Annotated in this window: 11 protein-coding genes; 6 read left to right on the top strand and 5 right to left on the bottom strand. The window is 63.5% G+C overall.

Going from position 1 to position 14,145, the window contains the following annotated elements; translation table 11 throughout:
• Positions 1–171: 171 nt before the first annotated feature.
• On the top strand, positions 172–762 hold the full coding sequence (locus QYM41_RS17010) for a recombinase family protein (protein ID WP_368800959.1): 591 nt from the start codon (positions 172–174) through the stop codon (positions 760–762).
• A 4-nt stretch (positions 763–766) separates the two neighbouring features.
• Here the strand turns inward: QYM41_RS17010 and QYM41_RS17005 are convergent, their stop codons facing one another.
• Complete coding sequence (locus QYM41_RS17005) at positions 767–1,354, bottom strand: recombinase family protein (RefSeq protein WP_368800958.1); 588 nt, start codon at positions 1,352–1,354, stop codon at positions 767–769.
• A gap of 794 nt (positions 1,355–2,148) precedes the next feature.
• On the opposite strand from QYM41_RS17005, the gene QYM41_RS17000 reads away from it, so the two are divergent.
• From QYM41_RS17000 to QYM41_RS16990, 3 genes are all read left to right on the top strand, one after another.
• Positions 2,149–2,457, top strand: coding sequence for a transposase (locus QYM41_RS17000; RefSeq protein WP_368800957.1), 309 nt, complete (start codon positions 2,149–2,151; stop codon positions 2,455–2,457).
• Between the two features lie 1,585 nt (positions 2,458–4,042).
• Positions 4,043–4,273 (top strand): hypothetical protein, encoded by a 231-nt coding sequence (locus QYM41_RS16995; protein WP_144836746.1) that lies wholly within the window; start codon positions 4,043–4,045, stop codon positions 4,271–4,273.
• A 159-nt stretch (positions 4,274–4,432) separates the two neighbouring features.
• The gene (locus QYM41_RS16990) at positions 4,433–5,623 is read left to right on the top strand and encodes a PD-(D/E)XK nuclease family protein (RefSeq protein ID WP_368800956.1); all 1,191 of its coding nucleotides are present in this window, start codon (positions 4,433–4,435) and stop codon (positions 5,621–5,623) included.
• Positions 5,624–5,982: 359 nt separating this feature from the next.
• On the opposite strand, the gene QYM41_RS16985 is transcribed toward QYM41_RS16990, so the two are convergent.
• The 3 genes from QYM41_RS16985 to QYM41_RS16975 form a co-directional block, all read right to left on the bottom strand.
• Positions 5,983–6,285, bottom strand: a complete 303-nt coding sequence (locus tag QYM41_RS16985) for a hypothetical protein (protein ID WP_368800954.1) — start codon at positions 6,283–6,285, stop codon at positions 5,983–5,985.
• An 83-nt stretch (positions 6,286–6,368) separates the two neighbouring features.
• Positions 6,369–6,638 carry a hypothetical protein gene (locus tag QYM41_RS16980; RefSeq protein WP_368800953.1) on the bottom strand — a complete coding sequence of 90 codons (270 nt, stop codon included), beginning with the start codon at positions 6,636–6,638 and terminating at the stop codon, positions 6,369–6,371.
• Positions 6,639–7,377: 739 nt separating this feature from the next.
• Complete coding sequence (locus QYM41_RS16975) at positions 7,378–7,530, bottom strand: hypothetical protein (protein WP_368800952.1); 153 nt, start codon at positions 7,528–7,530, stop codon at positions 7,378–7,380.
• Between the two features lie 331 nt (positions 7,531–7,861).
• On the opposite strand from QYM41_RS16975, the gene QYM41_RS16970 reads away from it, so the two are divergent.
• Together QYM41_RS16970 and QYM41_RS16965 are read left to right on the top strand one after the other, a co-directional pair.
• Positions 7,862–8,254, top strand: a complete 393-nt coding sequence (locus QYM41_RS16970; RefSeq protein WP_368800951.1) for a TnpV protein — start codon at positions 7,862–7,864, stop codon at positions 8,252–8,254.
• Positions 8,255–8,367: 113 nt separating this feature from the next.
• Positions 8,368–13,347, top strand: coding sequence for a helicase-like domain-containing protein (locus QYM41_RS16965; protein ID WP_368800950.1), 4,980 nt, complete (start codon positions 8,368–8,370; stop codon positions 13,345–13,347).
• Positions 13,348–13,479: 132 nt separating this feature from the next.
• Here QYM41_RS16965 and QYM41_RS16960 read toward each other — a convergent pair whose 3' ends face one another.
• Complete coding sequence (locus QYM41_RS16960; protein ID WP_368800949.1) at positions 13,480–13,704, bottom strand: hypothetical protein; 225 nt, start codon at positions 13,702–13,704, stop codon at positions 13,480–13,482.
• Between the last annotated feature and the right edge of the window lie 441 nt (positions 13,705–14,145).

Raw genomic sequence — 14,145 nt, 5'->3', positions numbered from 1 at the left:
TACTGACTACCCCGCCCCGAAGCGGTCATTTAGCTCTGTCAGAACACCGCCACTTATCACTGCGGTTCACACCGCATGTTTCCGCGGTTCGGCTTGTCTCGCATCCTTGTGCTTTATCCATGCCCCTACAATCGGATACTCAACGTCAGTTGCGAGACAAATGGGGTGGACATGGGGAAGCTGATCGGGTACGCACGGGTGTCGACGCGCCAGCAGGACGCAGACCGTCAAGTGCATGACTTACTGGCCGCCGGCGTGCGGCGCGATGACGTCTATGTGGACCATGGAGTATCTGGAGGGCGTGCTTCCCGTCCCCAGTTCGACCGTGCAGTGGCCGCGCTCGAGGAGGGCGACACCTTGGTGATCACCACACTGGACCGCCTGGGTCGGTCGACGCAGAACATGTTGGCCTTCGCCGAGGCGCTGCGGGGGAGAGGTGCCGGTCTGCGGGTGCTCAACCTCGGTGGGGGAGACGTGGACACCGCGACCCCGATGGGATCGATGGTTTTCACCGTGATGGCTGCCCTGGCGCAGATGGAGTTGGAGATCAAGCGGGAGCGGATCACCGACTCGGTCGCCAAGCGCAGGGCCGCCGGCAAGGACCTCGGTGGGCGGCGCCAGACCTTCACCGACTCCCAGATCCGCAATGCCCTGCGGCTGATCGACGGTGGGGAGCCGGCCACCCAGGTGGCCCGGGACCTTGGGATGTCGCGGGCCACGCTCTACCGCCGCATCCGGGAGCTGCCCGCCACGGTGGTGTGATGCTTTAGCTGGTGCGCTTGGCCGACTCCCGCTGGATCGTGCGGTAGACCGTGGAGCGGGCCACCCCGAACAACTCCGCCAGCTCGGCCTGGGTGTGCTCGCGCTTCTCGTACAAGGACATCAGGTGCCGGCGCTGCAGCACGGAGAGCTTCGGCTGCCGTCCGCGCAGTCGGCCCTTGGCCCGAGCGATGGCCATGCCCTCGCGGGTGCGCATCCGAATCAGATCGGATTCGAACTCCGCCACCATGCTCAGCACGTTGAACAGCAACCGGCCTACCGGGTCGGTGGGGTCGTACTCGCTGCCGCCCAGCGACAGGGTCACCCCTCGGCCGGTGAGCTCATCGGCGATGTCGCGGGCATCCGGCAACGAGCGGGCGAGGCGGTCGAGTTTGGTGACCACCAGGGTGTCCCCGGGCCAGCAGGCGGCCATCGCTTCCCGCAACCCCGGGCGGGACCGGTTCGCGCCGGTCAGGCCGTGGTCGACGTAGATCCGGTCCTCGGCCACACCCAGGCGCAGCAGGGCTTCACGCTGGACGGTGAGGTCCTGCTCGATGGTGGAGACGCGGGCGTAGCCGATCTTCTTCCCGCTCACGCATCCAGTGTTGCGCATGCCGTACCTGTGCGGGCACCCCCTTGTGGGCGGGGCATACGGGCATCAACCCGACCCGGTTTCCTGCCTCCAAATTGTGATGTGGGTCCGCAGCGGGAGGGCCCCTCTAACGTGCGTCGATTCGAGCGCCTGGAGGAGGCGGCGGTGCGGGATGAAGCTGTCCTTTTAACAGTGGCAAACCTAGATGGTGTGGTCTGCGTACATAAAACTGAGTCGAGCGAATGGAGCCAGCTTTGAATTTTAGTTTAGCGCCAGAGTTGCGGTGCAGTCAAGATTGGAGGGAGTTCACGTGGATTCTGGCTTAATGACCATTGCCATCGTTCTGTACATAGTGGCAGCAGGGTGCGCCCTGGTAGGTACGGTGATCTCACTTCAACAATCTCGCCAGCCCGGCTGGGACAGCAATAGAGCCCCTACGGCTCGTTTTCGACAGTGGATGGGCGCCGGATCGGTCCTCTTTCTCATCGGAGCAGCTCTGATGTTAATTGCTTTTCTCTAAGGCCGCCTCGGATCTGCGCGACAGCTAGCCATAGCTCTCTTCTTCGAAGCAGTTGGGGTTCCTGCTCGAACTGCGTTCCCGCACGCCGAGTTGGGCGGCGGGTTTGGCCTGGAGGCTGATGCTAGGCTTCACGGACTTAGCGGAAGTGATGTCATGCACAACAAAGTCCGAATCGCTGCGATCGTCGTTCCCCTCCTCGCGCTGGGCCTGTTCGCGGTCACTGAGTGGTTGCCCGCTTTGCTCTTTCTGCCTGCGGCAGGAGGTGCGTTGCTGGTAAATGAGTCCGGGATGTTCAGACCCGGGCGGCCCCGTAGCGACAGCGACCGTCCACGCACCTGACCGTCACCGGTCCATCACGCATCATCACTACCCGCATGGGGATGAGGTGCGCGACGTCGCCCGGGCGCTGGGCATCAAGTACGAGACGCTGTGGAACTGGGTGGCGAATGCCTGCCGGGACCGTGATGCCGGCCCAGCTGCCTTGAGCAGTGATGAGCGGCTCGAGCTGGCCCGGTTGCGGCGAAAGGTCGCCGAGCCGGAGGTGGAGAAAGAGGTCCTGAAGAAAGCCGCGGTCGTTAACGCCTGAGGACAGTCGATGAGCTCCCCGGCGGAGTCGCTGGACATTATTGATGCTTCAGAACACCGCCTACGGGATCCGTCGGCTGTGCCGGGTACTGGGCGTCTCGAAGCTGGCCTCCTGCGAGCACCGAGGGCGCGACGGAGGCGCCTCGACGAATGACTGGTCTGACGCGCGTGATGCCCACACAGCCCGTACGGCCTGGGCCGAGCAGTGCCGCGTCTATGGTGCTTGCCGGTAAACCGGGGAGCTTCGCCACTGCGGGCACCGGTGGAATCGCAAGAAGGTGGCGCGGCTGAGGCGTGTGGTAGGCGTCGAGGGCGTTCGTTGGCGCCACCGCGGCAAGTACGGCTGAATACATTGTTCTCAATAAATAAAAATTGAAGCTATCGCAGTAATTAGTAGTAGTAGTGCCCCCAAAAGAAGAAAAAATGAGTATTTTTTAAATATGCCCAATACTTCGTCAGTAGTTGCACTCCTGTCAAAAGACTGCAAGTAATGTATTGTTGATTCCGTGGGGCCCCAACCTCGATTAAACGTAAGAAACGCCAAGAAGTACACTAAAAATCCTCCGAACAGTACCCATGTAGACTCATTGTTGTCACCCTGCCATTCAGTTCCGGCAAAAACGAACACTAAGGCCGCGGCTGCAATAACAAAAAACGTACCAAATGTTAATAATGTGAAATATTTTGCGCTCATATTATTCTCGCATTCAAATTTAGAGGCCGCCAGGTGCCATGAATTCAGGTGTTGTGACGAAAGCAAGAGCGCTTAGGCCAGCTGATCCCTGGAGGTCTGATGTGCCGCCGCTACCAGCTGCCATAAATGGTCATTTGTTGCCTGCGATTTGTCTTCCGAAGTTTCGCTCATTTTGTTCGGGCCGGCTCACGCACCGATTGGTGTCTTGGTCGGTGCAGTCGGACGAAACTCTGGGTTGATGCAAAACTTCTATTTTCGAAGTTGCTCGATCTGTCAAATTTTGCGCCCGCTGCCGATTGCTTGGCCATCATTTCCACCTCCATTGGTCTACAATTTCTAGGTTACAGAGGCGTGTGCATGCGCGAACGACTAGAGGACCGGGGTCTGCGTAGCTACTTGAGGGGACGCTGTTGGCATACTTAGCCGACTGGCCTACCCCAAGCAGTGACCGCATCGCTTTTTAAGGTGGCGCTAGGAGTGGTGGAGGAACGGCTATGACACCCGGTCGTCCCAGGAGGCCCGTCGTTCAATCGCTTCCAGCAGTGTTCGGATGTCCTTCCTCGTTGCGGACGATGCCAGGGGCGCCGTCGATAGACCCCCAGCGGCGCGGAAGTGGGGACTGTGTCCATTGCGGTGGCATGCCAGGATGACCACAACGAAGAGCGCCGGGAGGAGCTCAGCATGTCCACGAAGCAACGTTGGGGCTACGCCGGGTTGGCCGCCATGTTCCTGATTTGGGGGCTGGTTGCAGGCTCCCGGGGCAGCTGGCTCGGTTGGCTGTTGGCCGGCTGTGCTGTGGTGATGTGGGTGGGCCTGCTCGTCATGAGGGCGGAGAGCCGCAAGCGTGCACCGCAGGACCCACCGGCGGGCCCAACGTCGTAGAGAAGGGCTTATGGCTACCGGAAAGGCTCCACTCAGTGGCGGCTTCGCAATCGCGTGTGTCCTTTGGTTCGTGGCCATGGTGGTCATCGCCTTCGTTGAGGGCGATTCCTGGACCACAGCGCTGAGCAGTCTCGGTCTCGTGACGATCGCTTTGATCAACTGGCGAGGCTTCAAAAAGCACGATCGGGAGTACAGAGAGCGCATGGAACGACTTGACGAGCGTCTGGGGAACGGCCCGTAGCGCGAAGCTCAGCGTCGCCGACGCCTTGGTAGGTATGCAGTGCATGACCTGGTGCAGTTGGGGTTCCTGCGCTGAGACAGCATTTACGTGGGAGCGGCTGGATCTGGCGTTCTACGCGCCGGGTGCTCTATCTGACCATCGTTCATGTAGCGTCACGCTATGACCCCCCGACCGACGGACATGAGTGGCTTCGTCACGGCGCTTGTGCCCATGCTTTCGCGGAGCCTGGCCGAGGAGTTCAATGTCTTCCGGGTGATGCACCACGGCACCCACGAGAAGCAACTCTCCAACGTCTTCGCCTGGCTGCTGGCCGCGGATGCGACTCACGGACTCGGCGATGCCTTCCAGCGCATCTTCCTCGAGAGGATCAACGCTGAGCGGCCGGCTGACAAGCTGCCTTCCACCGGCTACCGCGTGGCCCAGGAAGTCGACACCAGAGGGGAGGAGGAAGCCGCTGGCGGCGAGGTCGGCATGGACATTGCCGACATCGTCCTCTCGCGACAAGATGCCGCCGTCGTCGTCGAGAACTACTGGACCTCCGATGGACACGTTCACGACTTTCACCGGTACCTCGCCCACGCTGTTGGGCCCGGGAGAGCGGCCGCAGTCGTTCTGCTCTGCCGCCGGCGCGAGGCCCACCGCCAGCAAGATGGATGGGACGACGCTGTTGTCGTGACCTATGCCGAAGTTCTGGGGGATCTTCAAGCACACGTCGCTCGCGATTCGTCGTGGCGTCGGCGGCATCGTGAGCAACGCTTCTTCATCCAGCAGATGATTGACCACTTCGTGGAAGGCCCGGCGGCAGTGAACCTCGACGACCAGATCTCCTTCATCAAAGCCATGTGTGAGACCGGCGAGTCCGCACGTTACGGGTACCAGTCGCAGGATCTTGCGGCCCAGGAGTTCGCCGACCTCGTCGCCGAGCATGCGCGGCGGCAGATGGAGGACAGCCGCAAGGCCCTTGCCAGGGTGAAGGCTGGGCTGCAGGATTTTGCGCGGACCACGCTGACGGATCAGGTGAACGATAAGGTCGAGACAGGGCAGGTGACGAAGGTCGAGGCGAAGCTCAAGGGAATATGGCAGTGGTGCGTCGCTCTGTACCGCGGTGATGCGCAGCCGACGATCCTCCTCGTGTTCGGGCCCACTGCCGTCGTGGAGAATGAGAGAGCGCCAGAGTTGGTGTCCGACCCTGACTACTCGCGAGTGTTCGTGACGCTTAAAGCTACGGGCCAGCAGGGCCTCAAGCGGATCGTGCAGACAGACGTCAGCCTCGGTGAGGTCATCAACGGGCTGTCTCAGGACGATGACCGTCTGCGAGACGCCGTGCTGGCAGTGGCAAACGGAGGCTGATGGGAACCGGGGTGTTCTCGCCTGAGGCGCAGACCGCTGCTGATCTGTTCGTGTGAGCAGTCATGGTCCGATCGGCGTGCGCATGTCCAACCACTTGTTCAGCCCGAAGAGGTTGGCATGTGCCGGAACGAGGACTGTCCGATAGCGGTGTGTGAGCGTTTGGTTTACGTAAGGCCAGCTATCGGCCACTTCGTGCCTGACTCGGAGCAACTCCTGGCCGTCGACACCAGCACCGTTACGTTGCATAAGATCGGTGCTGCATCCAGAGCTCCAGGGCAACCGGAGCGCTCCGAGGTTGGATCTTGAGCGGCCGTTCTTGGGGGTGGGTGCCCGCCATGGGACGTGTGGGAAGTTGGCCCTCAGGCTGTGCCGTAGCGCTGTTGGGCGCCCTGCTTGCTGATCTCGAGAGCCTTGCCAACCGTGGACCACGACAGCCCTACGTCGCGGGCGTCCTGTACAACCCATACGCGGGCTGTCTCTGATCCCCGCACGAGCGCTTCAGCGCCCAAGAGCGCCAGATGCGCCCGGCGTTGAACCTCCCCGGTCTGCGTCTCGGAGAAGCCCCGGATGATGGCTTTCGCGACGTTCGCGAAGCTTCCCGAACTGGCCAGCATGCGCCCGAGCTCCTCCGCCTGAATGATGATCTGCTCGTCTCCGCTCATGGGTCAATGCTGATTGACGCCACAGCACATCGTCAATCAGTATTGACGTCTGCTGGCCAGCTAGAGGCCAGAAACTGCCAGGATCACCACTCGTCTACCTGAGACACTGAAGCTTCGATGCTGTCTGCAATCCTGGCTAGCTTGGCGACCGCTGCCGCTACCTCAGAATCGGTCGATTCGGCGCGGATGACAGTTTGAATCTGGACCATGTCTACGCCATCAGCGTCTATGAGCGTATAGCCGTCGAAATCATCATCCAGACGCTCGACGGCGCCTTTGATGTTGCCAATTTCATGTCTGCGTCCGACGGGAGAGCCTAGGCCGATGTTGGATCCAGTGGAACCGGAGCCCATGGGGTAAGCGAACACGAGTTGCGTTCGATCTTCCGTCACAGGGACAACAGCCCGGAAAAACTCCGTTCCCATTGGGACCCAAGCGTTTTGAGGAGTGAAGTAACTTTGAGAGGCTGATCTGAAGGACATGGTGGGGGGTCAACTTCCTATTTATTTCATCTGTGACATGCTCGGGCTCTGTCGCTGAGAGCGTTGATACTGGGCCTGCCTGTCATCTGAGTGGTGGCCCTGGATGTCGATGTGGCCCAGTTTTCAGGGGGCAAGGTAATTATAGTGTTCCTGGACCTCAGACACGGCTGTCAAGTATGCCAGGTAAGGTTCCCTTTCATGGGTCTGAGCATGTTTCCTGATGTACGGAGCTAGGACGTACGCCTTTGCCCAATCCAGCATCGGTCCTAAGATGTCTTCCCAGACCCCAGCACTTCCACTAAGTTCAATCCTTAAGTCGATTATTTCTTTGACTAATTTCTTGTACTCTTCTGTTAGATCAGGATTCCCTAAAGTTCCTTCAGACGCCTGGTTCTCAATTTTAGATTGCAGGCCTTCTAGATCTGCCACCCGATTCATAAAATAATCGACATTATTCACAAAGTATTCCCAGGTAGGTTACGTGTATTTGCGTAATTTCTAGTTGCTATACTTAAAAATGGTGGCTCCCATTTGCATGGTGCCCATGAATGCGCCCAGGAAGTGGACTTAGGTATCCATTGTGTGCTTCCCGGGCGCATAGGGGGGGTCCCTATTTGTTCTGAGTGGTTTCAGCGGCCTTGCGTCGCGCCTCTGCAATCAGGGCTTTCTGGCGTTCTTCTTCTTCTTTTCTGCGCCGCTTTTCTTGCTCTTCGACGTAGCGCTGCTGCTCCGAGTACAGAGGTTGGGGCTGGGGAACGTCCATTGTCTTTGAGCCTCATTCTCGTGTGTTGACGAAGGGATTCGTCTAGGGGTGCGACTTTGGATGGGGCAAGTCAAGTCGACCCCAGTTGCAGATGCAACACATTTCTCCATGATTGTTAAGTTGATACGTCAACAAAAGTGTGCTTGGGTGGGTGTGAGCCATGGGTGTGGTGTCGCGGATGGTCGAGTCGGCCCTCTGTGACTATTGTGAACATGTTCAATTCGCTGCATCTAGGAACCCCACCCCATGGCCCCAGCCCGCAAGAGGACACAAGTCGAGGGGCAGCTGAGCATTGATGCCTTTCTCTTCCCGGAACCCGAGGAGGTTCGTGATGAACACGTACGGCAAGTTCGCGCAGGAAGCGTGGAAGACGACCGCGCCGGCGGAGTACGCCCTGATCCCGGATCCGGATCAGTGGTTCGAGCGGCTGGGGGAGGAGGCAGCGCAGCGGGTGGGGGAGCTGATGATGGAGCTGGCTGGTCCGGATCCAGTGGGGGAGTCCTACTTGGAGAAGGTAGGGCGGTTGAACGCGTCGAAGATGCAGGCCGAGGAGATCGTGCGCGCGGAGATGCTGACCCCGGACCCGTCGGTGCAGGAGGAACCGGAAGAGGAGGACGAGGAGGATTCCGGGGTGGCGCGGAGGCTGCGGATCGTGCAGCAGCTGAACCGGGAGGACCGGGAGTACTGGGAAGAGGTGGACCGGCTGGACGCGGAACAGGCGTAGCCCCGGCTGCCTCAGAGTCCGTGGGTCCGGGGCGCTTCGTCCCCCGCGCCCAGGACGAGTTGGCCCCGTCCGGGGCGCAGGCGAGGTTCCGGGCCAATCTGGCAGCGCTTCGCGTGCTGCGCACCCTGCAGGCCGAGGGGCGGTCCGCTACCGAGGTCGAGCGCACCGCGCTGGCCCGCTGGGGGTCCTGGGGTGCCAGTGGGGTCGCGGAGGTCTTCGACGAGTCCCGCACCGAGTACGAGGCCGAGCGGGCGGAGCTGCGTGAGCTTCTGGATGAGGCCGAGTACGTCGCCGCCCGGCGCACGGTGATCAATGCCCACTACACCGATCCGGCGATCGCCGTCGAGGTCTGGGGCGCCCTCACAGGTCTGGGGTTCCAGGGCGGGCGGGTGCTGGAGCCTGGTTCCGGTGCCGGCACCTTCATCGGCCTGGCCCCGGAAGAGGCGCAGATGACCGGGGTGGAGTTGGACCCGGTGACCGCGGCGATCTCTCAGGCGATCTACCCGGACGCCACGATCCGTGCGGAGTCCTTCGCCGACACCCGGATGCCCGGTGGCGTCTTCGACGCCGCGGTGGGCAACGTGCCCTTCTCGAAGAACTCCTTGCACGATCCCCGGCACAACGGGGCCGGGCATTCGATGCACAACCACTTCATCCTCAAGTCCTTGGCCCTGACCCGCCCCGGTGGGGTGGTCGGGGTGCTCTCCTCGGCGTTCACCCTGGATGCGCAGAACCCCGCGGCGCGCCGGGAGATGGCCGAGACCGCCGACCTCCTGGGCGCGGTGCGCCTGCCCACCGGGGCCCACCGGCGGGCTGCCGGCACGGACGCGCTGACCGACGTGCTGATCTTCCGCCGCCGCCTGCCCGGGGAGGAGCCGCTGGACCAGTCTTGGGTGGAGACCGCCCCCGTGGAGCTGGATGGCCAGCAGGGGCGGATGAACGCCTATTTCCTCGCCCACCCTGCCCGGGTGCTCGGTGAGCCGGTGATCGGCAACGGCATGTACGGCTCCGCCACCCTCACTGTGTGGTCCGATGACTTGGCGGCCACCGGGGCCCGGCTGCACGAGCAGCTCTCGGACATCACTGCCGACGCCCTGGCGGCCGGGCGGGGGATGGCCGAACGCACGGGCGAGCAGGACCTGGAGGTCGCGGCCCTGGTGCCGGCTGGGGAGCAGGAGCAGATCGGGCACATCACCGACCGCGGGGACGAGGGCTTCACTCAGGTCACCGTGGAGGGGGTGCACGCACCGCTGAAGGTGCCCCGCACCCAGGAGGGCGAACTGCGGGCTCTGTTGGGTCTGCGGGATGCGGCCCGCGCAGTGTTGACCCTCGAGGCGGCCAACGTCGAGGACACCCCGGAGCTCGAGGCCATGAGGTCCCAGCTGGCGTCCCACTACGCGGGGTATGCGCAGCGGTATGGGCCGATCAATCGGTTCAGCGAACGCCGCACCGGCAAGTACGACGAGGCCGGGGCGGACATCCTGGCCCGGGTCACCCCGCCGGCGGTGCGGTTGCTGCGCGGGGACCCGTTCGGGCCGCTGGTGCTGGGCTTGGAACACTTCGACGAGGGCGCGGGCACCGCGGTAGCGGCCGGTCTGCTCTCGGAGCGGCAGGTGCAACCGCGCCGGCCCGTGCTCGGGGTGGACACCCCGGATGAGGCCCTGGCCGTCACCCTGGACACGTTGGGCACCGTGGACCTGCCCCATATCGCCCGGCTGCTGGGAACTGATGAGACCGCGGCCCGGGAGGCGCTGGGGGAGCTGGTCTACGAGGTGCCCGGCGAGGACGGGATCTATGAGACCCGCGCGGAGTACCTGTCCGGGGACGTGCGCGAGAAACTGGACGCCGCCCGGGCCGCGGCAACCACCGGGGACCGGTTCCAGACGAACGTGGCGGCCCTGGAGGCGGTGCTGCCGGCCCCGCTGGGGGCCGATGAGATCGAGGCTCGGATCGGGGCGGTGTGGGTGTCTCCGGAGATCCATGAGCAGTTCTTGCGCCACATCATCAGGGACCCAGCTGCGCGGGTAGACCGGATCAGCGGGGCGAGTTGGGATGTGAAGGCCAGCCGTCATGTCTTCGCGGCCCGCAATGACTGGGGCACGGAGCGGATGGCGGCCGGGGACATCTTCAAGAAGCTGCTGGAGCAGCGCCGGGTGCAGGTCACCGACCCGGACCCCTCAGATCCCGAGGGCAACCGCCGGGTGGTCAACGCCACCGAGACCACGGCCGCCCAGGAGAAGGCGTCCCTGATGCAGGAGCGGTTCGGGGAGTGGGTGTGGGAGGACCCGGCGCGGGCGGCGGGGTTGGTGGATGAGTACAACCGGCGGTTCAACTCCATCGTGCTGCGCGACTACACGGTCGAGGGAGAACGCCTGACGTTCCCTGGATTGGTGAAGAACTTCACCCCCCGGCCCCACCAGCGGGCCGCGGTGGCCCGGATGCTCTCGGAGCCCTCGGTGGGGCTCTTCCACGAGGTGGGGGCGGGCAAGACCGCCGAGATGGTGATCGGGGCGATGGAGCTGCGCCGGTTGGGCATGGCGCGCAAACCAGTGATCGTGGTGCCCAACCACATGCTCGACCAGTTCTCCCGCGAGTGGCTGCAGCTCTACCCCCAGGCCCAGATCCTGGCCGCCTCCTCCGAGGATCTGGCCGGGGACAGACGGCGGGTGTTCGTGGCCCGGGCCGCGGCCAGCGATTGGGACGGGATCATCATGACCCGCACCGCTTTCGAGCGCATCGAGCTCTCCGAGGAGTCCAAAGCCGCCTACGACCTGGCCGAGATGTCACGCCAACGGGCCGAGCTCGAGGCCGCCAACGAACGGGCCGCGGCAACCGGGGCGGACACCATGTCCATCAAGCGCATGGAAGCTCGCCTCCAGGCGAGGGAGGAGAAGCTCAAGGCCAAGTCCGACCGGGCGACGGATCCGGGGATCACCTTCGAGCAGACCGGCATCGACTATCTGCTGGTCGATGAGCTGCACGAGTACAAGAACCTCGACACCGCCTCGAACATTCAGGACGCTGCGATCGATGGGTCCAAGCGCGCCAGTGACCTGCACTCGAAGGTGGAGTACCTGCGCTCTGTGCACGGGGATCGGGTGATGACCGGGGCGACGGCGACACCGATCGCCAACTCGGTCACCGAGATGTACGTGATGCAGCGCTACCTCGGACCGGAGCTGTTGGAGCGGGCCGGGATCCACGACTTCGACTCGTGGGCGGCGACCTTCGGTCAGGTGGTGTCCGAGATGGAACTGTCGGTGGCCGGCGGGGACAGCTTCAAGTTGAAGGAGCGCTTCGCGAAGTTCCAGAACGTCCCGGAGCTGTTGAAGATGTTCCATACCTTCGCCGACGTGAAGACCGCCGAGGACTTGCAGCTGCCCACCCCGGAGCTCGAGGTGCGGGAGGACGGGAAGCGGCTGCCGCGCATGGTCCCGGTGGAGGCCTCGACAGAGCTGCAGGACTACATCGCGGAGATCGGCCGGCGTGCTGAGGCGATCCAGGCGCGGTTGGTGCCCCCGACCGAGGACAACATGCTCAAGATCAGCTCCGACGGGCGCAAGGCCGCCCTGGACCTGCGCCTGGTCGACCCGGAGCTGAGGTCGGTCGTGGCGGAGACCAAGATCAGTGCCGCCGCGGACGTGATGGCCCGCGTGTACGAGGAGCACCGGAACGACGTGTTCACGGATCCCTCGACCGGGGAGGAGCACCCGACCCGCGGTGGGCTGCAGATCGTGTTCTGCGATCTGGGCACCCCGTCGGAGTCCTGGAACGTCTATGACGAGCTGAAGCTGCAGTTGGCTGAGCGTGGGGTGTCGGAGGGGAAGATCCGGTTCATGCACGAAGCCAAGAATGATGCGGAGAAGGGCCGGTTGTTCTCGGCCGCGCGTACCGGGGAGGTGGCGGTGCTGATCGGGTCCACGCAGAAGATGGGGGTGGGCACGAACATTCAGGCGAGGGCGGTGCACCTGGTGGACCTGGACGCCCCGTGGCGCCCGGCCGATGTTGCGCAGCGGCACGGGCGGATCATCCGGCAGGGCAATCAGAACCCGGAGGTCGCGATCTCTCAGGTGGTGACCAAGGGTTCCTTCGACACTTTCATGTGGCAGACGTTGGAGCGGAAGTCGAAGTTCATTGACCAGATCATGCGCGGGCGGCTGGACGTGCGCGAGATCGAGGACGTCGGGGACAACACCTTGTCCTTCGCCGAGGTGAAGGCGATCTCAAGTGGCAATCCGTTGATCCTGGAGAAGTCGAAGGCTGATCAGGAGCTGGCGCGGATGGAGCGGTTGAACCGGGCCTGGCACCGCAACCAGTCCTCGCTGGTGTTCCGCAAAGACGCCGCCCAGGTGCGCGCTGACGCGCTGGAACGGGAGATCCCCGTGCTCCGCGCAGCGGCGGAGCGGACCACCGATGAGCTCGGCGGGGAGAAGTTCCGGATGACCATCGACGGGTCCACCTACGACAAGCGCGCCGACGCGGCGGAAGCGTGGCAACGGTGGGCTGGGGTGCACGCCGCCTCCCGCCCGCCCCGGGCCGGGGAGAGCGACCTCGGGGTCGCCGGCCGGATCGGTGGCCACGACATCCGGGTCGTGCAGCGTCCAGGGAACCTGGCCGATCTGGGCGCGTCCCCGGTGGAGCTGCGCATCGACGATGCCTCCGGTGTCGCGCTGAAAGTCAACCGGGCGACGTCGCTGAATCCGAGCGTGGGCATGATCCAACGGCTCGAGAACCAGGTGCGGGCACTGCCCGAGGAAGTCACCAAGCGCGAAGCGCGACTGGCGTCCGCCCGGCAGGAAGTCGTCGACGCCCGGGAGGCGTTGGACGTGCCGTTCAAGCACCAGGACGCGCTGGAAGCCGCCCGGTGGGAGGTCCACCGCATCGAGCGCGCCATGCGCGGTGAGGAGACGCCGCAACCGACCCTGGACCCGGAGCTGGAGGCGTTGAAGAAGAGAATGCGGATCAACTTCCCCGACACTTCTACCGCGGGCCGCAATAGTGCCAGAGGTGGTGGAGCTGGCTCGGAGCACCTCCCGGAGGTAGCGTCCCGGCACTATGAGCAGCGCCCGGAGGCGGGTGGAATGGGGTTGTAAGCACCCACGATGAGAGGGGCTCAGACGAACGGTGTCCGCCCCGAAGACGGGGCGGACACCGTTCTGTGGAACTCCACGTCGGGCGACCTCCCTACGGTGAGGGTGGACTGCCTGTCGAAGCGGTGCGACGGGCTACGGCGTCCTTTCTCTGGGTTCTTTCTCGTTGACGCGCTGGGTAACGAAGATGCCGTCTTGTGGTTGTTCCGAGGTGGTTCGAGCCCTGGTGGCCTTTTCCCGGGCGGCGGCGCGTTCGTCGTCGGTAAGTGGTCGGAGGGCGGCGGTGGCTGGTCCGGTGATCCCGGTGGCGAGCAGCGTCGCGGCGGCCAGAGCGGCGCCGACGCGGTGGATGATTCTCATGCCATCTCCTTGCGCACTACTTGTTGTAGCTATTCCGCCGGAGGGAAGGGCAAAGGCTCCGGGCATTCACCCTCGGTGCGTGCTTCCTTGGAGATGCTCTCGCCCCATTCATCGCCGTAGTAGGTCGCGTACTGGTTGACGATGCCTCCGAACGGGACCGGGGCGTTCTGCGCTCCATTGGAGACGGTCCGACCCGTGCAACTGGCGCTGTCCGGCGGAGCCGCCGTAGCTGGAGCGGCTCCGATTGCAGAGGCCCCTAGTGCAAGGGCCGCGGCCAGCGTGGTGGTGCTCAGTTTCGATGTGCACTTGTTCATGATTCCCCCCGGTGTTGGACAAGGTGCGCCCCAACCTAAAGCTAATGGCTGTGCATGAGAACAGGTACGCGGGAGAACGTCGTGTTGTGACCGATTCGAGCATCGGGGTCTGTCTGTGGGAGCGAGC

Source organism: Kocuria oxytropis (genome assembly GCF_040981195.1).
GTDB lineage: Bacteria > Actinomycetota > Actinomycetes > Actinomycetales > Micrococcaceae > Kocuria > Kocuria oxytropis.
Note: the sequence above shows the minus strand (reverse complement) of the source record. Positions and strands in the feature narration are given on the sequence as shown.

What these genes read in the sequence shown, in the direction of transcription:
- QYM41_RS16975 (WP_368800952.1), bottom strand. Translation starts at nt 7,530, where the DNA reads ATGGACGTTCCCCAGCCCCAACCTCTGTACTCGGAGCAGCAGCGCTAC.
- QYM41_RS17000 (WP_368800957.1), top strand. Translation starts at nt 2,149, where the DNA reads ATGAGTCCGGGATGTTCAGACCCGGGCGGCCCCGTAGCGACAGCGACC.
- QYM41_RS16970 (WP_368800951.1), top strand. Translation starts at nt 7,862, where the DNA reads ATGAACACGTACGGCAAGTTCGCGCAGGAAGCGTGGAAGACGACCGCG.
- QYM41_RS16990 (WP_368800956.1), top strand. Translation starts at nt 4,433, where the DNA reads ATGACCCCCCGACCGACGGACATGAGTGGCTTCGTCACGGCGCTTGTG.
- QYM41_RS16995 (WP_144836746.1), top strand. Translation starts at nt 4,043, where the DNA reads ATGGCTACCGGAAAGGCTCCACTCAGTGGCGGCTTCGCAATCGCGTGT.
- QYM41_RS16980 (WP_368800953.1), bottom strand. Translation starts at nt 6,638, where the DNA reads ATGGGCTCCGGTTCCACTGGATCCAACATCGGCCTAGGCTCTCCCGTC.
- QYM41_RS17010 (WP_368800959.1), top strand. Translation starts at nt 172, where the DNA reads ATGGGGAAGCTGATCGGGTACGCACGGGTGTCGACGCGCCAGCAGGAC.
- QYM41_RS16985 (WP_368800954.1), bottom strand. Translation starts at nt 6,285, where the DNA reads ATGAGCGGAGACGAGCAGATCATCATTCAGGCGGAGGAGCTCGGGCGC.
- QYM41_RS16960 (WP_368800949.1), bottom strand. Translation starts at nt 13,704, where the DNA reads ATGAGAATCATCCACCGCGTCGGCGCCGCTCTGGCCGCCGCGACGCTG.